This window comes from Avibacterium gallinarum (genome assembly GCF_002921135.1).
In the GTDB taxonomy this organism is placed as follows: domain Bacteria; phylum Pseudomonadota; class Gammaproteobacteria; order Enterobacterales; family Pasteurellaceae; genus Avibacterium; species Avibacterium gallinarum.
In genome coordinates this window covers 85096-102826 of the sequence record NZ_PQVJ01000011.1, presented here as the reverse complement: position 1 = coordinate 102826, position 17731 = coordinate 85096, and the positions used below count along the sequence as shown (strand labels likewise).

General features: G+C 39.3%; 16 protein-coding genes. 7 read left to right on the top strand and 9 right to left on the bottom strand.

Features of this window, described 5'->3' with window-relative positions; all coding sequences use genetic code 11:
* Positions 1-42: 42 nt before the first annotated feature.
* From C3007_RS04005 to tyrS, 3 genes are all read right to left on the bottom strand, one after another.
* A complete protein-coding gene (locus tag C3007_RS04005; RefSeq protein WP_103853210.1) occupies positions 43-1494 on the bottom strand; it encodes a glycoside hydrolase family 32 protein in 1452 nt (483 codons plus the stop codon).
* A gap of 18 nt (positions 1495-1512) precedes the next feature.
* Positions 1513-2442: an aminoimidazole riboside kinase gene (locus C3007_RS04000; protein WP_103853209.1), complete on the bottom strand. Its 930-nt coding sequence runs from the start codon at positions 2440-2442 to the stop codon at positions 1513-1515.
* A 175-nt stretch (positions 2443-2617) separates the two neighbouring features.
* The gene (gene tyrS, locus C3007_RS03995; protein ID WP_103853208.1) at positions 2618-3817 is read right to left on the bottom strand and encodes a tyrosine--tRNA ligase; all 1200 of its coding nucleotides are present in this window, start codon (positions 3815-3817) and stop codon (positions 2618-2620) included.
* A 346-nt stretch (positions 3818-4163) separates the two neighbouring features.
* Here tyrS and C3007_RS03990 point away from each other — a divergent pair, with 346 nt between their 5' ends.
* The 4 genes from C3007_RS03990 (at position 4164) to C3007_RS03980 (ending at position 7617) form a co-directional block, all read left to right on the top strand.
* Positions 4164-5792 carry a sulfatase family protein gene (locus tag C3007_RS03990; RefSeq protein ID WP_103853207.1) on the top strand — a complete coding sequence of 543 codons (1629 nt, stop codon included), beginning with the start codon at positions 4164-4166 and terminating at the stop codon, positions 5790-5792.
* A 284-nt stretch (positions 5793-6076) separates the two neighbouring features.
* Positions 6077-6460, top strand: coding sequence for a GNAT family N-acetyltransferase (locus tag C3007_RS11710; RefSeq protein WP_243397660.1), 384 nt, complete (start codon positions 6077-6079; stop codon positions 6458-6460).
* Positions 6438-6773, top strand: a complete 336-nt coding sequence (locus C3007_RS11705) for a GNAT family N-acetyltransferase (RefSeq protein ID WP_243397659.1) — start codon at positions 6438-6440, stop codon at positions 6771-6773. Before C3007_RS11710 ends, C3007_RS11705 begins: the two co-directional genes overlap by 23 nt.
* Before the next feature lie 157 nt (positions 6774-6930).
* A complete protein-coding gene (locus C3007_RS03980; protein WP_103853206.1) occupies positions 6931-7617 on the top strand; it encodes an alpha/beta hydrolase in 687 nt (228 codons plus the stop codon).
* A 119-nt stretch (positions 7618-7736) separates the two neighbouring features.
* Here C3007_RS03980 and C3007_RS03975 read toward each other — a convergent pair whose 3' ends face one another.
* Together C3007_RS03975 and C3007_RS03970 are read right to left on the bottom strand one after the other, a co-directional pair.
* On the bottom strand, positions 7737-7964 hold the full coding sequence (locus C3007_RS03975; protein ID WP_207763689.1) for a hypothetical protein: 228 nt from the start codon (positions 7962-7964) through the stop codon (positions 7737-7739).
* 196 nt (positions 7965-8160) lie between these two features.
* The gene (locus tag C3007_RS03970; protein WP_103853205.1) at positions 8161-9015 is read right to left on the bottom strand and encodes an MBL fold metallo-hydrolase; all 855 of its coding nucleotides are present in this window, start codon (positions 9013-9015) and stop codon (positions 8161-8163) included.
* A 108-nt stretch (positions 9016-9123) separates the two neighbouring features.
* On the opposite strand from C3007_RS03970, the gene C3007_RS03965 reads away from it, so the two are divergent.
* A complete protein-coding gene (locus C3007_RS03965) occupies positions 9124-10077 on the top strand; it encodes a GlxA family transcriptional regulator (RefSeq protein WP_103853204.1) in 954 nt (317 codons plus the stop codon).
* Between the two features lie 167 nt (positions 10078-10244).
* On the opposite strand, the gene sfsA is transcribed toward C3007_RS03965, so the two are convergent.
* A complete protein-coding gene (sfsA, locus tag C3007_RS03960) occupies positions 10245-10961 on the bottom strand; it encodes a DNA/RNA nuclease SfsA (RefSeq protein ID WP_103853203.1) in 717 nt (238 codons plus the stop codon).
* Between the two features lie 286 nt (positions 10962-11247).
* Here sfsA and pntA point away from each other — a divergent pair, with 286 nt between their 5' ends.
* Positions 11248-12777 (top strand): Re/Si-specific NAD(P)(+) transhydrogenase subunit alpha, encoded by a 1530-nt coding sequence (gene pntA / locus C3007_RS03955; RefSeq protein WP_103853202.1) that lies wholly within the window; start codon positions 11248-11250, stop codon positions 12775-12777.
* A 12-nt stretch (positions 12778-12789) separates the two neighbouring features.
* A complete protein-coding gene (gene pntB, locus C3007_RS03950) occupies positions 12790-14241 on the top strand; it encodes a Re/Si-specific NAD(P)(+) transhydrogenase subunit beta (RefSeq protein ID WP_103853201.1) in 1452 nt (483 codons plus the stop codon).
* An 807-nt stretch (positions 14242-15048) separates the two neighbouring features.
* On the opposite strand, the gene C3007_RS11700 is transcribed toward pntB, so the two are convergent.
* The 3 genes from C3007_RS11700 to wzy are packed head-to-tail and all read right to left on the bottom strand — an operon-like array spanning position 15049 to position 17481.
* Positions 15049-15489, bottom strand: a complete 441-nt coding sequence (locus C3007_RS11700) for a stealth conserved region 3 domain-containing protein (RefSeq protein WP_243397658.1) — start codon at positions 15487-15489, stop codon at positions 15049-15051.
* Positions 15486-16109 (bottom strand): stealth family protein, encoded by a 624-nt coding sequence (locus C3007_RS11695; protein WP_243397657.1) that lies wholly within the window; start codon positions 16107-16109, stop codon positions 15486-15488. The genes C3007_RS11700 and C3007_RS11695 overlap by 4 nt, the downstream gene beginning before the upstream one ends.
* The gene (gene wzy / locus C3007_RS03935; protein ID WP_103853199.1) at positions 16099-17481 is read right to left on the bottom strand and encodes an O-antigen polysaccharide polymerase Wzy; all 1383 of its coding nucleotides are present in this window, start codon (positions 17479-17481) and stop codon (positions 16099-16101) included. Before wzy ends, C3007_RS11695 begins: the two co-directional genes overlap by 11 nt.
* Positions 17482-17731: the final 250 nt, after the last annotated feature.

Here is a 17731-nt window from a genome sequence, read left to right as displayed (position 1 = left end):
TACTAATTATAGTTACATAAATTAAAAAAACAGATCTATTTGCTATTTTGTATAATCAACCTCAATTTTCTTTGGATACCCCACCTGCAATGTAAGTGGCTTATCTGTACAAAGTTGATTTTCTCTTGCGCAGATGAAAAAGCGTGAAGTCATTGCTTTTTCGCCTTGGTTGAGAAAAATTTCAGCCACCGAACGATCGAAGAAAATTTCCACTTGGCGTAAATCTTCAATGCGGCAATAACGCTTGTCGCCAAAGGATTTCATTGAATCCGTTTGTTCCGTTTGGCTGCGATCTAAGCACAGCATTTCCCCATCATAGCTCAGTATCAAACGCTGATTTTGTGCATTATTAAAGAATTTCAGGCTGAACGGCTGGGCGTTTGCATCAAATTTGAGATAAGCGCGATCTAAATCAGCAATCTCTGCCTCTTTTTCAACCGTAATAGATTGCAGTGCGGTGAGATTTTTATAAATATTTTCAATCGGTTGCTGATAGATTTTGCCATCTTGTAAGCGTAATTGACGTGGCATTGAAAGCATTGAATGCCATTTGTAGAGATCCGTAGGGTAGCTTAAATCAGGCAACCCCACCCAGCCTAACAGCATTGTTTGCGTGCCTGAAAAGGTTTGTGGGGCATAGAAATCAAAGCCTTGATCCAGTTCTGCAATCTGTTCTGCGTGGAATTGGCGATCGGCAAGCTCTCCCAGAGCATAGACCGCGTGGTAATTATTTTGATATTGCTCGAGCTCACGCGCTTTGCCCTGTGGCGACCAAATAAAGAGCGATTTATCGCCCATTTGCGATAAGTCAGGGCATTCCCACATAAACACGCCTTGATTATCAAAAGCGGGTAGGGCAAGTTCACCTAATAAACGTGGGGTGTCGGCTAAATTATCCATTTCAAACACGAGTGCCGTACCGGTGAGATTTTCCCGTTGCGCACCGCAGATAAAGCGGATTTTGCCGTCTTTAGTGAGAAACGGTTTGGGATCGCGAACGTGTTCGGTGTAGCCTTGGGGGGCTTGTTCGATAAGCGGACGCTTGCTTAATAATTTTCCGTCTTTGCTGAAAATCGCCAGATTTTGATAAGGCACGCGCTGATTATCGCTTGGACGCCTAGTGTTGCCCGTGTAGAAAACAGCGATTTGATCGCCAATTTTCACTGCACCGCCTGAATAGCAGCCGTGGCTTTCATATAATTCGCAAGGCACAAGCAAATCTGCTTGGCTAAATTGTTTGAAATCTTGCGTGATGAAATGCTGCCAATGTTTCATTCCGTGTAGGGCATCAAAGGGATACCATTGATAGAAAAGATGATATTTTTCGCCATCAAAAATCAAACCGTTCGGATCGTTAAGCAGGCCCGTTGGTGGTGCAAGATGATAAACAGGGCGAAAATCCTGATCTTGCGCCACGGTTTGAGCGATTTTTTCTAACTCGCCTTGCTCGGCAGCGTAAAGGCTTTTATATTTCCCTTCATTGAAAATGATCATTGGCGTTCTCCTTATTCGCTATTCGCTTAAAAACGCGTGTAATTGTTCGTGGTTCGGTAGGGCAGACATCGCGCCTTTTGCCGTGGTGGCTAATGCACCGCAGGCATTGGCTTGGCGTAAGATTTTCACGAGCGTTTCGTGATTGCTTTGCCAATCAGGATTTTGCGAAAGCCCTGCTAATAAACCGCCCACAAAGGCATCACCTGCGCCTGTGGTATCCACAGGTTGTAACGCTTTGCCTGCCACAATTTCTTTTGTGCCGTTGAAATGGTAAAGCGCCCCTTCTTTGCCTAGGGTCACGATAATCAGTTTTTGCGGATAAAGTGCGGTGATTTTTTCAAAGGCTTTTTCAAGGCTGTCAGTTTGGGTTAGGAAAGTGAGTTCTTCTTCCGAAAATTTCAGCACATCGGCTAAAGCGACCGCTTGCATCACCACTTCACGCATTTCATCAAGGCTTTGCCATAGGCTTTCACGCAAATTGGGATCGAAAGACACATAACCTTGTGCCTGACGAATATTTTTCATCGCAGTGAAGGTTGCCGTGCGGGAAGGATCGTTGATTAATGCAATGGAACAGCAGTGCAGCCATTGCCCTTGCGAAAAGGCAGGTAATTCAGAAACTTGCAAAAATTGATCCGCACTTGGATTAACCATAAAGGTAAAACTGCGTTCACCTTGATCTAATCCCACCACCACGGTAGAAGTGCGTTGCGCGGGATCTAAGGTCATAAAAGTGGTATCCACTTTTTCTTGCTGCAAGGTTTGTTGCATAAATTCGCCTAAGGGATCTTTGCCCACTTTGCCGATAAAACCGCTTTCACCGCCGAGCCGTGCTACTCCCACTGACACATTGGCTGGCGCGCCACCGGCACAGCGTAAATAATGCTGTTCGCCATCGGGGATTAAATCCACCACCGCATCGCCTAATACCCAAATTTTTTCTGACATAATTCCACCTATTGATAATATTAAAAATGGCTAATTTTTTTACCGCACTTTTATTTTACGTTTTATTACACTGTATTTTTATATGGAAATGTTGCTGATCTTTCAATGACTTGCAAAATCCATTTAGCTTGCTGGTAAAAAGAAGGCGTATTTTCATACGCCTAACATTCAACTTTTATTTCACGGTAACGCGTGCAAATTTGCGTTTGCCCACTTGATACACCGCAGTGGATGCTGAAATCACAGCTTTCGCATCTTCAACTTTTTCACCGTCAATTTTCACCCCACCTTGGTTTACCATACGAATGGCTTCTGAAGTTGAGCTCACTAAGCCTGCTTCTTTTAACAGGTTTGCCAAGCCGATTTCCCCTTCAAAAGTAAATTCTGGTATTTCATCTGGGATCGCCCCTTTTTGGAAACGGTTAATGAACGCCTGTTCTGCGGCGTCTGCCTCGGCTTCGGAGTGGAAGCGAGCAGTGATTTCTTTCGCTAATAACACCTTAATATCACGCGGGTTGCGTCCTTCTGCTACTTCTTGTTTGAACTGAGCAATTTCGCTGAGTGGACGGAAAGAAAGCAAGTCGTACCAATCCCACATTAATTCATCAGAAATCGACATAATTTTGCCGAACATTTCATTAGGTGCTTCCGTTACGCCGATGTAGTTGCCGAGAGATTTCGACATTTTTTTCTCGCCGTCTAAGCCCACAAGCAGTGGCAAGGTGATGGCGACTTGCGGTTTTTGACCGTCTGATTTTTGCAGTTCACGCCCGATCAGCAAATTGAACGTTTGGTCTGTGCCACCTAATTCCACATCGGCTTTCAAATGCACGGAATCGTGGCCTTGTAATAATGGATAGATAAATTCGTGAATTGCAATCGGCTGATTATTGCTAAAACGCTTTTTGAAATCATCACGCTCAAGCATACGCGCCACGGTGTAATTGGAGGCAAGGCGGATCATTCCTACCGTGCCTAATTGTCCTAACCAATCAGAGTTGAACACGATTTCTGTTTTTTCAGGATCAAGGATTTTGAAAATTTGCTCTTTATAGGTTTCCGCATTGCGTAACACATCTTCGCGAGAAAGTGGCGGGCGGGTTGCGTTTTTACCCGATGGATCGCCCACGGTGGCCGTGAAATCACCAATCAAAAACATCACGTGATGCCCAAAATTTTGGAATTGGCGTAATTTATTCAACACCACAGTATGTCCTAAGTGAATGTCGGGTGCGGTTGGATCAGCACCTAATTTAATGCGTAACGGACGGTTTTCTTTAAGTTTTTCGATTAAATCTTGTTCTGAAAAAAGTTGATCTGTGCCGCGTTTAAGTTCAGCAAGCTGCTCGGCAAGCAAAGGTGAGAGATCAGTCATTGAGGTATCCTATATGTGTAAATTATTTTCTTGAATTTCATTATTATAGATAGGAAAAAACAATATTCAAATGAAATCTATGAAATAAAGACGCGTAGGTGGAATCTTTCTCGCCTAAAGTATAGCTATAGTGCCATTAAAAGAAGACGATGATACATTGTATCAAAGTATTATTTCTAACACTCTTTACTTTGTTTCATTTTTACTAATGCAATGATATTTATTGAAATGCTTTTTCAAAAAAAATAATCATATATTTTATATTATGTGAGCTATTTCACAGTTTTAAAATGAAAAGTGTCATATCATTTTCTACAGGGTTTCACTTAAATATCTTGGAGGAACGATGAGTATTACACGTAGAAAATTTATTCGTAATGTCGCATTAGGTTCTGCTGGTATGGTGGTAATGCCAGAAACTATGGCTAAGGATACCTGTAGTAATGAAGGCGAAAAATTATTAAATGCTAAAAATATTGTCATTATTACCGCTGATCAGCTAGCTAAACGTGCGGTTGGGGGATATGGAAATAAGGTCGTAAAAACGCCGAATATTGATGCGTTAATGGCTCAAGGTGTCAGTTTTGAGAATGCTTATTGTAGTTATCCGCTATGTGCGCCTTCGCGATCGAGCTTTTGGACAGGATGTTTACCTCATCATACGGGAGTTGTTGCCAATGATAATGCGGATATTCCTGAAACATTGGCAACCGTGGGATCCATTTTTAGTGAGGCGGGCTATGAATGCTACCATTTTGGAAAACGCCATGATCACGGTGCGTTGAGAGGTTTTATTAGTGCGGAACAAATTGAAAAAGATTTTCCCGCTGAACCCGCTTTTCCTGTGAATTATGACACTAAAGAAGATGTATATTGCTTAGAGGAAAGCTTAAAATTTATTAATCGATTGAATCAACGAAAAGAGAAAAAACCATTTTTATTAGCGGTTGAATTCAATAATCCGCACAATATTAACGGCTGGGTAGGCAAATTTGCAGGAGAACACGGCGATATTGAAGGGATCGGCGAATTGCCTGAGCTTTTAGATAATTTTGATACAAAATCAGATTTAATTAATCGACCAAAAGCGGTTCAATATGCTTGCTGTACTCATACAAGAGTCAAACAGGCAGGTAAATGGAATGAAAAGAATTTTCAACAATATCTTAAAGCTTATTATTACTATACAGAACTTGCGGATAATTATATTGGGCAAGTCATTAATGCATTGAAAGAAAACGGGCTTTATGATGATACGCTCATTGTCTTTTTCTCTGATCATGGCGATGCAATGGGGGCGCATCGGCTTGTTACAAAAATGAATTGGTTTTATGAAGAAGCGATGAATGTACCTTTTACCTTCCTCGGGCCAGATATTCAAAAAAATCAGCATAAAAAAGAGCTGGTATCCTTATGTGATTTATTGCCAACACTTTGTGATTATGTAGGGTTAACCGTTCCTAATCCGATTTATGGGCGTTCCTTGTTACCGTTATTACAAAATAAACCGACCGAAGAGTGGCGAGAATATGTTGTTGCCCACTGGAATACGGATCGAAATCTTGATCTTCAACCAGCACGAATGTTAAGAACGAATGAGTTTAAATATGTGCTTTACAAAGAGGACGAGGAAGAAGAACTCTATGATATGGTCAATGATCGCGGTGAAACACGTAATTTAGCAAATGATCCAAATTATCGAGAGATTAAGCGGGAATTACGTGCGAAATTAGACAAACATATCCAAAATAATTCTGATCCTTTTTATTCTCAAGATGTGTTAATTGATCCTCAACGTTGGCGTAGCCATCCATTGGGGTACGAACATCATACAGGGGAAACAAGTACCGAAATTTATTTACGGGAAATTCGCCCATTATTAACGAAGAAAGATTGGGAGAAAGCACATAAGGTAACGCTTGAATTACAGAAACAATTACGTTTGAGTAAAAGTGTGCTTGTTGTGGATAAGTAATATCACAATGCTGTATGGCTGAGTGTTGTTTTGACATTCCACAGTTATACAAAAAAGGCTAAAAAAACACCGCACTTTTTAAAAGTGCGGTATTAATTGAAAGATTTTTTAACTGGCTTAATTGAAAGTTTTCAGGCTATCGACAGTATTATCACAACCAGAGGTTGTGCAATAAAACAAGTCATTATGCAGTACAACAGCTGTATTGAAATTAGCATTTAAAGCTTTAACATCAAGTATATCAATTATTACAGGTGTTACGCCTATTTTTATGAGGGAGTACAATGCCAATTAACCATCTCGGTCAGCCTATCGGTGAACTTATTGCAGATTTTACAGTGGGAGAGTTGCCGAATATTCAAACGTTAGAAGGGCAATATTGCCGTTTGGAACGGCTTTGTGTATCTCGTCATTTTAGCGATATTTATGATTTTTTTGGGCCAAATAGCCCTGAAAGCCAATGGACTTATTTGTCTATTGATGCGCAACCTAACGAACAAGCCGCACGGCAACTTTTGCAACAATGGGAAAGCCTGTCAGATCCCTATTATTTGGCGATTATTGATAAGGCGAGCAAAAAAGTGGTAGGGACATTTTCTCTAATGCGTATTGATACGAAAAATCGTACTATCGAAATGGGGCTGGGTGATTTATTCAGAAAGCCTTAAACATTCCCGTGTTGCAACCGAAGCCCAATTTTTAGCAATGCAATATGTGTTTGAAACCTTACATTATCGCCGTTACGAATGGAAATGCGATAGTCTAAATCAGCCGTCTTTCAATGCGGCGAAGCGCCTTGGCTTTCAATTTGAGGGGATTTTTAGGCGTGCGCTGGTGTATAAAGGGCGTAACCGTGATACCGCGTGGTTTTCAATGTTGCAAGAAGAATGGCAGGCAATGAAACCTAAGTTCCAACGCTGGCTTTCGGCTGATAATTTTGATGCCACAGGCAATCAATTACGCGCATTAAATGACTGCTAAAAATTTGCCAAATTTTGACCGCACTTTGTTATTTCTTATTGGTAAAGCCTATTGAATTTAGAGAGATGACCCTATTTTTACCTATTGTTTTTGCTTATGATGAGCGTATGATTGCACAAAATTTATCATAAACTTTATGTAAACTTAGGAGTAAAAAATGGAAAAACCTGCAATTGTTTTAGTACACGGTTTTTGGGGCGGTGCAAGCCATTGGAATAACGTGATTAACGCGTTGAAAGCACAGGGGTATTTTGATGTGTATGCGGTAGAAAATCCGCTCACTTCATTAGCTGATGATGCAGCGCGTACACGCAAAATGGTGGCACAAATTCAGAAGCCAGTGGTGTTGGTAGGGCATTCTTATGGGGGTAAAGTGATCACAGAAATGGGCGATTTACCTAATGTGAAAGCTTTAGTTTATATCGCCGCCTTTGCTCCTGAAGTGGGTGAAAGTGCGGGCGGAATTAGTCAACAAAATCCACCTGAAGCATTTTCTGCCATTGTTGGCGATAGTGATGGTTATTTATGGATTGACCGCAGTCGTTATCAGCAAAGTTTTTGCCAAGATGTGAGCGAGGACGAAGCGTACCCAATGGCGATTACACAAAAAGCCCCATTAGCTTCCACTTTTGCGGATACCGTCAGCCAAGCCGCTTGGAAAGTGAAACCAAGTTTCTATCAAATTTCTACGCAAGATAGAATGATCTCTCCGGCTAACCAAAAAATGATGGCGGAACGCATTTCCCCACGTAAAATTATCAGCCTTGATGCAAGCCACGCTTCGCTAATGTCGCAAGCCGAAGCGGTAACGAAACTGATTTTAGATGCTGCGACAATGGCATAAAATAAAGAAAAAAGCACCGCACTTTGAATTTTTAAAATCACATCAAAGTGCGGTAATTTTTTCAAAAAAATACCGCCTAAAATTAGACGGTATAAAATAAAAAGACACTCATTAAAAGTTTATTTTTCAGAATCTAAAACTTCGTGGTTTTTCTCAACTTCACGGGCTTTTTGATAGCTTTCGATTAATAGTTGATATTCAGGGAAAACGGCTTGATAAGCCTCTGCCCATTTTTCTGCATCAGGACGATTCCAAGTTTGTTGGATTTCAGCGCATAGCCTTATATTTCCGTACGCAAAGAAATACAACATAACCAACTCAAGATTGCCCTTGCCGATCCTTATCATTTACCGAGTGGAATGATCCACGCAGTTTATCCGTCAAGAAAAAGCCTATTACCCACCGCAGCCGCCTTGCTAGAATATTTAGCGCAATGGTTTAAAGAAAGTGATGTGGAATAGGGGGAAAATTTGTGAAATTTTGACCGCACTTTGAATGGCTTATCAAGGTAGATCAAAGTGCGGTGATTTTTTTCAATATTTTTTAGAATGCGATGTTCTCGCCATCATTTGGCACACTAACGCGATCGGTTAATTTTTCTTTAGCGATAAATTCGCGTAAATCTTTACGGCTTACCGCAGTGTGATTGACTGAATCCATATGTACCGCAATGATTTTGGCATTTGGCACGGCTTGGTAAGCGTGAGCCACGTCTTCTTTGCTCATAATAATGCCGTTATTTGGAAAGGCATTAACGCGCGCATCACCTGTATTCATCACTAACACATCAGGGTTGTAATTGATTAAGGCTTTGTTTACATCTGCCGTCCACAGTGTATCGCCCAAAATATAGAGAGTTTTGTGATCTTTGGCGGTGAATACCACACCCATTGCATCGCCTAAGAGCTTACCCAATGGGGCAACGGCATACATTTCAGGCGTGCCGTGTGCGCCCCCTGTTTTGTGTAGCGTTACTTTGCCGATTTTTAGGCTTTCATCTAGCACGCGAACATCTTTAAACCCTTGATCTTTAATGAGTTTTGCATCGGCTTGATTTTGTACGATGATAGGCAAATTTTTCGGTAAGATTTGTTGTGCCACAGGATCCCAGTGATCTAAATGGGTATGAGTAACCACCACCGCAGACACGCCTTTGAACACGTCTTCAGCAGGCATAGGTAACTCAATCAATGGATTACGCTTTTGGCTGTTGAGCGTGCCTTCAAAACCTTCATAAGTGCCTTTTTTGGCAAGCATTGGGTCGATTAAAAAGGTTTCGCCCGCATAAGTGAGCTTAGCGGTGGCATTGCGAATATGTTGATAGACATCTTGCGCCAAAGCGTTAGTTGCCAATACGGCGCTAAGTAAAAAGCTAGAAAATAAGTGTTTAATCTTCATAAAATTTCCTTTGTTGATGAAAAATGCCATTATCGCTATTTTGCTAAATCAAAAATATTGGCTTATTATTCATATAACGAAAAGATTGACTCAAAAATCGAGAAAAATATGACCGCACCTGTTGTTGCTTTGGTTTTATACCCTAACTTTAATCCCTTTCAATTTGCCATTCCGAATATGGTTTTTTCGCTAAATATTGGCGAAGCTCCCTTATTCAAAGTGAAAATCGTGGCAGAAAATACCCAAAGTTGCTATGGCGAAAAGGGCATTTTTGTGCCTGCTGATGGGGATTTATCCTTGTTGGAAACAGCTGATGTTATCGTTCATTTTGGTTGGCACGATTTAACCCAACCGCCTAGCTTAGCAATGCAGAACGCCTTGCAAAGTGCCTTGGAGCGTGGCGCGTTATTAGTGGGGCTATGTTACGGTGCGTTTCCATTGGCATACAGTGGCGTGTTAAACGGCAAACGTGCCACAACCCATTGGCTAGGGGAGGCGGCTTTTCGTCAGCGTTTTCCAAACGTAAATTTGGATATTCAAGCGATTTATGTGGAAGACGGTAAGGTGATGACTTCAGCAGGCACGGCGGCAGGGCTAGATTGCTGTTTAGCCATTGTGCGGCGGATTTATGGGGTGAAAATAGCCAATCAGTTGGCTCGAATGTTGGTGATCTCACCACACCGAGAAGGTGGGCAGGCACAGTTTATCGAACGCCCTGTGGCAAGAAAATCTGCCAGTGAAAATATCAATGAATTATTGCAGCATATTCAGCAAAATTTGACGCAGGATTATTGCATTAATGATCTTGCTCAGCGTTTAAATATGAGCCGTAGCACCTTTACCCGTCATTTTCGCCAAGCCACAGGAATGGCGTTTACAGAATGGTTGATTGAAATTCGCTTGCAACAAGCACGCATTTTATTAGAAAGCACAGATTTAGAAATTGAACGCCTTGCGGCTCAAGTGGGATTTCATTCTGCCACCGCCTTTCGCCAACATTTCAAGAAAAAACATCAAATTAGCCCAAGCCTTTGGCGGAGAAGATTTAAGGAAAAATTGTGAAAAAAGTACCGCACTTGTCAATTTCACACACAAAAAAAGTGCCTCTTTCTGTGGGGGGAGAGGCACTAAAGTGTTGGAGTGATTATCTATTATTGTTTGAATGGTTAGATGATAATAGTTCTCAAATACAAAGTCAATAGATAAATGAAAATAATTCTCAATATTTTTTATTCGATGTAAGGCACGCAATGGGTCAAAGAAAGTGCGGTAGGAATTTGACCCGAAAATTCAAATTCGCCTGCATAGGCATACACCTCAACCCCTTCTTTTATCGCTTGGCTGAGCAATTTGGCGTACTCAGGATCGATGTATTCTGCCACTTTGAAATGATCAAAACCGTTGTGCAAGCCCGCGAAAAAAATCACCGCACGATGCCCGAGCTTTTTCATCGCCATTAATTCACGCAAATGTTTTTGCCCTCGTGTGGTTACGGCATCGGGGAACATTCCAAGATTGCCTTTTACCAGCGTGACGGATTTCACTTCAACATAGCAATCGGGCAAGCCTTCGCCTTTGAGCAGAAAATCAATGCGGCTGTTTTCTTCGCCATATTTCATTTCAGGCAGAATTTCGCTGTATGCGGCTAATTCTTTGATTTGCTTATTTTGCAAGGCTTCAAAGGTGAGCTGATTGGAGCGGTGCGTGTTAATGCACACCATTTGTCCATTTTTAAGCTGGGTGAGTTCCCACGAATGGGGATATTTACGGGTTTTGCTGTCGGAGGTGGAATACCAAATGGTATCGCCTTTTTCGCCACAGCCTGTCATTGCGCCCGTGTTGGCGCAGTGAATGGTAAGGATTTCACCGTTCGCCAGTTCTACATCGGCTAAAAAACGTTTGTAACGGCGTATCAGCGTGGCGGATTGAAGTGCGGGTAATTGCATTTTGTGTTCCTGTTTTGATTAAAAAGGGAAGTGTATCATTTTGTAAAATTGTGAAAAAGTAAAGTGCGGTGCTTTTTTATTCGTTTTTAATTATTGATTCTATGGCTTTTTTAGATGATTTTTAAAAATTTGATTTATAGGTAAATTTTTTCAATGAAATTTGCAAAATCTTTTTGTATCTTTTTTGCAATAAATGGTACAGTTAGGGCAGTTTGACTTTTGTCATTTATGGGCTGGAAAGCGTGGTTTTCCAGATTGTATCATCAACCAATTTGAAGGAAACATTATGTTAATTGGTGTACCTAGAGAACGGCTTGATAATGAAACTCGCGTGGCGGCAACGCCAAAAACGGTGCAGCAAATTTTGAAGCTTGGCTTTGAAATTATTGTTGAACACGACGCGGGCTTTAAAGCCAGTTTTGAAGATCAGGCATTCATTGAAGCGGGTGCGAAAGTTGGCACTGAGCAAGAGGTTTGGAATGCCGATGTGATTATGAAAGTGAATCCGCCAACTGATGAGGAAATTGCCTTAATTAAAGAGGGGGCAACTTTAATTAGCTTTATTTGGCCAGCCCAAAATGAAGCCTTAATGCAAAAATTATCGGCTAAGAAAATCAATGTGTTAGCAATGGACGCCGTGCCGCGTATTTCCCGTGCGCAATCCTTAGATGCCCTTTCGTCAATGGCGAATATTTCAGGCTATCGTGCGGTGGTGGAAGCCGCCAATGCGTTTGGTAGCTTCTTCACTGGGCAAATTACAGCTGCAGGTAAAGTGCCACCTGCGAAAGTGTTGGTGATTGGTGCGGGTGTGGCAGGTTTGGCGGCGATTGGTACCGCAAATAGCCTTGGTGCGATTGTGCGAGCCTTTGACTCTCGTCCAGAAGTGAAAGAGCAAGTGAAATCAATGGGCGCAGACTTCTTAGAAATTGATTTTGAAGAAGAAGGTGGCTCAGGTGATGGCTATGCGAAAGTGATGTCGGAAGAATTTAACCGCCGAGCAATGGAACTTTACGCTGCACAAGCTAAAGAAGTGGATATTATCATCACCACCGCTGCGATCCCGGGTAAACCAGCTCCGCGTTTGATCACCAAAGAAATGGTGGATTCAATGAAACCGGGTTCGGTGATTGTGGATTTAGCGGCATTAACAGGCGGTAACTGCGAATATACCAAACCGGGTGAAGTGTTCGTTACGCCTAACCAAGTGAAAATTATCGGCTATACGGATTTCCCTGCACGCTTGCCAACGCAATCTTCCCAACTTTACGGTACTAACTTGGTGAACTTGCTCAAGTTATTATGTAAAGAGAAAGACGGCACAATCAATATTGATTTTGATGATGTGGTATTGCGTGGTGTAACGGTTATTCGTGATGGTGAAATCACTTGGCCTGCGCCACCAATTCAAGTTTCAGCCCAGCCGCAGCAAAAAGTGGAAGTAGTGGTTGAGAAAAAAGAAGAAAAACCGCAAGACCCACGCGTGAAATACGGCATTATGGGCGCAATTGGTGTGTTGTTCCTATGGTTAGGTTCAGTGATGCCAGCGGCATTCTTATCACACTTTACCGTATTCGTACTTGCTTGTGTGGTGGGGTACTATGTGGTTTGGAATGTGAGCCACGCCTTACATACGCCATTAATGGCGGTAACCAATGCTATTTCAGGCATCATCATTGTGGGGGCGCTATTGCAAATTGCTCAAGGCAGTTTCTTTATTAGCCTGCTCGCGTTTATTGCAATTTTAGTAGCAAGTATCAATATTTTTGGTGGCTTTAAAGTTACCCAACGTATGCTTGCAATGTTTAGAAAAGGTTAAGGAGAAAAAGCAATGTCAGAAGGTTTAGTACAGGCTGCATATATTGTAGCGGCATTACTTTTCATTATGAGCTTAGCAGGGCTTTCTAAACACGAAACTGCTAAAGCAGGTTGTTGGTATGGCATTGTGGGTATGACCATCGCCCTTATCGCAACCATTTTTGGCCCACAAACTTCAGGGCAAATTTGGATCTTAATCGCTATGGCGATTGGCGCGGTGATTGGTATCCAACGTGCATTAAAAGTAGAAATGACCGAAATGCCAGAACTTGTTGCAATCCTACATAGCTTTGTGGGTTTAGCTGCGGTGTTAGTAGGCTTTAACAGCTTCGGTTTACACGTTACCCCTGAATTTGTTGCACCAGAAGGTACCGCATTTATTAGCGAAGCCGCATTAGAAAACGCGAAAGCCGCCTTTGATGCAGAACAAGCAACCCTTGCTACAATCCACAATGTGGAAGTGTTCTTAGGGATCTTTATCGGTGCGGTAACCTTTACAGGATCTGTGGTCGCATTCGGTAAATTACGCGGCATTATTAACTCTAAAGCGCTAATGTTACCGCATCGCCATAAATTAAATTTAGCGGCGTTAGTGGTGTCTGCCTTATTAATGATTGCGTTTTTAAGCTCACCAGAAAATATTTTCCCAGTGTTATTGATGACGGTCATCGCACTTGCTTTCGGTTGGCACTTGGTTGCCTCAATCGGCGGGGCGGATATGCCAGTGGTGGTGTCAATGCTGAACTCTTATTCTGGTTGGGCAGCGGCAGCGGCAGGCTTTATGCTGAATAACGATCTCTTGATCGTAACGGGTGCATTAGTTGGTTCATCGGGTGCGATTCTTTCTTACATTATGTGTAAAGCGATGAACCGTTCATTTATCAGCGTTATCGCTGGCGGCTTTGGTAATGACGTGGTTGCAAGTGGTGATGAAGAACAAGGCGAACACCGCGAAACAACGGCAGAAGAAGTGGCGGAAATGCTGAAAAATGCAAGCTCTGTGATCATCACTCCAGGATATGGAATGGCGGTGGCGCAAGCGCAATATCCAGTGGCTGAAATCACACAAAAATTGCGTGATCGTGGTGTGAACGTGCGTTTTGGTATTCACCCAGTAGCAGGACGTTTACCGGGCCATATGAACGTGTTGCTCGCTGAAGCCAAAGTGCCTTATGACGTGGTATTAGAAATGGACGAAATCAACGATGATTTCGCAGATACGGACGTCGTATTGGTGATCGGTGCAAACGACACTGTAAACCCAGCGGCGATGGACGATCCAAACAGCCCAATCGCAGGAATGCCAGTACTAGAAGTGTGGAAAGCCGCTAACGTGGTGGTCTTCAAACGCTCAATGGCAGTGGGCTACGCAGGCGTACAAAATCCATTATTCTTCAAAGAAAACACCCAAATGCTCTTCGGCGATGCGAAAGAGCGTGTTGATGATATTTTGAAGGCGTTGTAGGGATTGCTGAAAATACGTTAAAAATAGACCGCACTTTTGGTAAAGTGCGGTTTTTTCTAGGCATAGTAATAAGTGTGGAATATCTAGATTCAATATTGTTACTTTTAGATTAAGCAAGTAGGATATAAAACTATGATGCAATGTTTTCCCATCAATCGCAATTAACTCCTTGCTCTTATCTCATTGATAAAATCAATAAAAATCTCGTTAAAAGCTTTTGGAACGATGTGTTTGATAATACGAGCAATAGTATCATAGACATGAATGCCATGTTCGAGAGGACGATATCTGCTCAACTAATCCTGATGCTATTCTCCGAAAAGTTTAATGCCCGCCAAGCTATTAGCACCAGAAAACACTGCGGTAATGACAAGAAAAACAATATCGAGAAAGTCATATTTTTTGGGGTAAGGTCTGGGGGGAAGTCATTGCGAAAACTGAAGACATTCATATAGCCTCAATAGGTTTTGTAGGCTGAGACTATATGACTATATTGGATCATAAAATTGGAGAAAATGCGATCTTACCCTGTGAATTAGGATATTTACTCTTGAATAAAAATGTACAAGATTTAACTACGCAAGTTTTATTCGTGAGTTAGGGGCCGTAATAATAATCTCCGTTTTTGGGATACCAGAAGTTTTCATCTTCTAATAAATAGTTTAACGATATTTTAACATTATACCTTTCACATTCAAAATAAATAAAAGCTTATAATAGGGTAGTGTTAGTAGTATTATTCAATAAACTTAACTCATTTCTTATTTAATAAAAGATAATCTTTTTACTAAAAATTTAGCAAAGATTTTATATTTCAAAACTTGCCTTTTCAGGAAAAACTTTTTCCAATTCATTTAATAATCGTTCTTTTACTAGATAAAATTCTTGCTCAGTTAAGTCAGGACTATCATTAAAGCATACAAAATTAATATGTGGATCTTTTTTAAGTTTTTCGAAAATTTCATTGACATCTTTCACTGAGGAAATATTTTTATCACCTATTCCATCATTAAATTTTAGTGGATAAAACTCACCACTTAACAGATGCCAATATCGATATAAATACGGTGTTAGATCAGTTTTATCCCTAAATTTATTTTTAGATACTCTCTCTAGTTGTAGCTTAAAAATTTCTCTTACTTTTTCTAAAGTATTTATTAAGTAGGGTTGAGGATGGTGCCAATGTTTTAGACTAATGGCTTTTCTATATAAATTTTTCATTAAGAAGTTATTTAATTTTTCGGTCATAGAATAACTAGCATGATATATAAGATCTTTAGAAATAGTTTGAATATTTTTTTACTATTTACTAAAGTTATATCATTCAATAATGAATAACTCCAGGAATCAGTTATCCCCCGTAATTTTAATAAAAACTTAGATCTTGGAATTAATGTATGACACAAAAAGTCAACTGGAAGATTATTTATAAAAAACCTAGAGGCATCAACCTTTCGGAATATTAGCATATCATCATTTAAATATATAAATTTTTCAGTAAGCCCTAAGTTTTTTAAGGAGGATAAATTGCATTCTATAGAATTACTATTAAAAGTAGGTAGATCTGTTTTATCATAAAATAGTTCTTCATGGCTAATTAGGCGTATTTTATGGTGTTTTATATTTAGCCATTTTGGATAATGGCCTTCTGTTATTAAAAATATATTATTGTACCAGCTGCAATTCTTTTCAATTGAACGTAAAACGTATTTTAATATTTCCATATCCCGATATCTAGCAGATGTATTAGAACCTAAGTCGACGTTTCTCTCATTACTAAAATGCTCTTTTTTTTCTTGCCATAATTCGTCTGATGGGTCAACCCAAGGTAATACAAAATCAATCTTATCAAGGTTATTATTGTTCATATCCACTCCTTAATCTATGAGATACTATATTTAAAAAATACCATACTAATGAAAATAATATAAATTCATAAAAATACTCAAAAAACTCTCCTCTAGGTAAAAATAATAGTGTCATAACAAAAAGCAAGGATAGGTATTTAATATATGGAGTATTTTTTCTTATTTCAATAAAAATGACTAACATTCCTAGAAAAGCCATTCCTAGAAAAACAGAAGCTTTCCCACCTTCATATAATTCTACAATATAACTTGCTCCTACTCCTTCTCCATTTAAATAGGCTTCATGGGAAATCGCATAGGTAAGTTCATAAGACAAGTAATTTGTATTATTTATTACTCTCATACTTGCTCCTCCTCTATGCATCCTATCGATAATTGGTGCCATTATATAAGGATAACTATCTCTATTAATTATATCTTTATATTCTATGTAGTAAGGTAAAACAATACCGCTAACACCTTGGGAGGCTAAAAAATTTATTATTGAGATATCTTTGGTGCTTTTATTAGTCTCTGAATCAGTTCTATAATAATTTATATATTGAAAAATAAAGGAGAAAGAAATTAAACCAACTAATATTAGTAGTGATAATTTTATATTTATTTTTCTCTCTCTATGCAAATAAGAAAACCAATACCATATAAGAAATATAGTTGAAATTCCAAACTCTGCTCTTTTTCCTAGAGAAAGATATACCCCGGATATAACCACCATTAATATTGCTAAAAAATAAAATTGTTTTTTATTAAGATTACAAGATAATAATAGACTTATTCCTAAAAGATACAATTTATAACTGGTAAATTCAATAGTTCTAATTAAATCTGATGGATTATCTATTTTATATAAAGAAAGGTAACCAAGTTCATTGACCATACTAATTAGTAAATACATTTTATAAATTAATCCTGGAGCAGATAAAATTAAAAATAATATGCCTATTTTATATATAAATTTTTCATTTGCTAATTTTTTTTTGAGCGTTTTTTTATTATTTGAATCCATGATTAAAAATCCACTCATTAGTCCCATTATTGAAATAATATAAATTATAATAGTTTCACTTATAGTTTTATCCTCAAAATAATTATGAACAAATCGAGTCTGAGATCTTATATCATAAGGTAATAAATTCCATAAGTCCAAGATAAATCTAGAGTAAATAAAAAGCCCAAATAAGGCTGTTATAATAAATGCAAGTGGATACTTATTTATGTTGAATATTGTCCAAATAATACAAACTCCATAAAGTAAAAATAAAAATAATTCAAGTAAAAAAATAGAAATATCTGAGTTGATACTTATATATAATGATAATATTAAGTATGGTAAAAAAATAAAGTAATGTGATGTGAGTTTTTTTAGTTTCATATTAAATAATATATCCAATTAAATTTTTATTTTTGCAAACATATATTCTATATATAAGTTCAACTAAAACACTAGCATTGTATGCGATAATTAAGGACTCTATAGAAAATATTTTCGTAATATATAAAAACAAAATTAAGAAAAAATAACTTATGGAAGTAATCAATAAACTTTTTAAATATAATTTTTCTAGATTATTTGTAATCAAAACAAATTGTCCTATGCAAGAACTAAAAGTGGCTAGGAAAAG

Bases quoted from the DNA above. Each gene is read 5' to 3' on its own strand.
- C3007_RS04005 (WP_103853210.1), bottom strand. From the start codon at position 1,494: ATGATCATTTTCAATGAAGGGAAATATAAAAGCCTTTACGCTGCCGAG.
- C3007_RS04000 (WP_103853209.1), bottom strand. From the start codon at position 2,442: ATGTCAGAAAAAATTTGGGTATTAGGCGATGCGGTGGTGGATTTAATC.
- tyrS (WP_103853208.1), bottom strand. From the start codon at position 3,817: ATGACTGATCTCTCACCTTTGCTTGCCGAGCAGCTTGCTGAACTTAAA.
- C3007_RS03990 (WP_103853207.1), top strand. From the start codon at position 4,164: ATGAGTATTACACGTAGAAAATTTATTCGTAATGTCGCATTAGGTTCT.
- C3007_RS11710 (WP_243397660.1), top strand. From the start codon at position 6,077: ATGCCAATTAACCATCTCGGTCAGCCTATCGGTGAACTTATTGCAGAT.
- C3007_RS03980 (WP_103853206.1), top strand. From the start codon at position 6,931: ATGGAAAAACCTGCAATTGTTTTAGTACACGGTTTTTGGGGCGGTGCA.
- C3007_RS03975 (WP_207763689.1), bottom strand. From the start codon at position 7,964: ATGATAAGGATCGGCAAGGGCAATCTTGAGTTGGTTATGTTGTATTTC.
- C3007_RS03970 (WP_103853205.1), bottom strand. From the start codon at position 9,015: ATGAAGATTAAACACTTATTTTCTAGCTTTTTACTTAGCGCCGTATTG.
- C3007_RS03965 (WP_103853204.1), top strand. From the start codon at position 9,124: ATGACCGCACCTGTTGTTGCTTTGGTTTTATACCCTAACTTTAATCCC.
- sfsA (WP_103853203.1), bottom strand. From the start codon at position 10,961: ATGCAATTACCCGCACTTCAATCCGCCACGCTGATACGCCGTTACAAA.
- pntA (WP_103853202.1), top strand. From the start codon at position 11,248: ATGTTAATTGGTGTACCTAGAGAACGGCTTGATAATGAAACTCGCGTG.
- pntB (WP_103853201.1), top strand. From the start codon at position 12,790: ATGTCAGAAGGTTTAGTACAGGCTGCATATATTGTAGCGGCATTACTT.
- C3007_RS11700 (WP_243397658.1), bottom strand. From the start codon at position 15,489: ATGACCGAAAAATTAAATAACTTCTTAATGAAAAATTTATATAGAAAA.
- C3007_RS11695 (WP_243397657.1), bottom strand. From the start codon at position 16,109: ATGAACAATAATAACCTTGATAAGATTGATTTTGTATTACCTTGGGTT.
- wzy (WP_103853199.1), bottom strand. From the start codon at position 17,481: ATGAAACTAAAAAAACTCACATCACATTACTTTATTTTTTTACCATAC.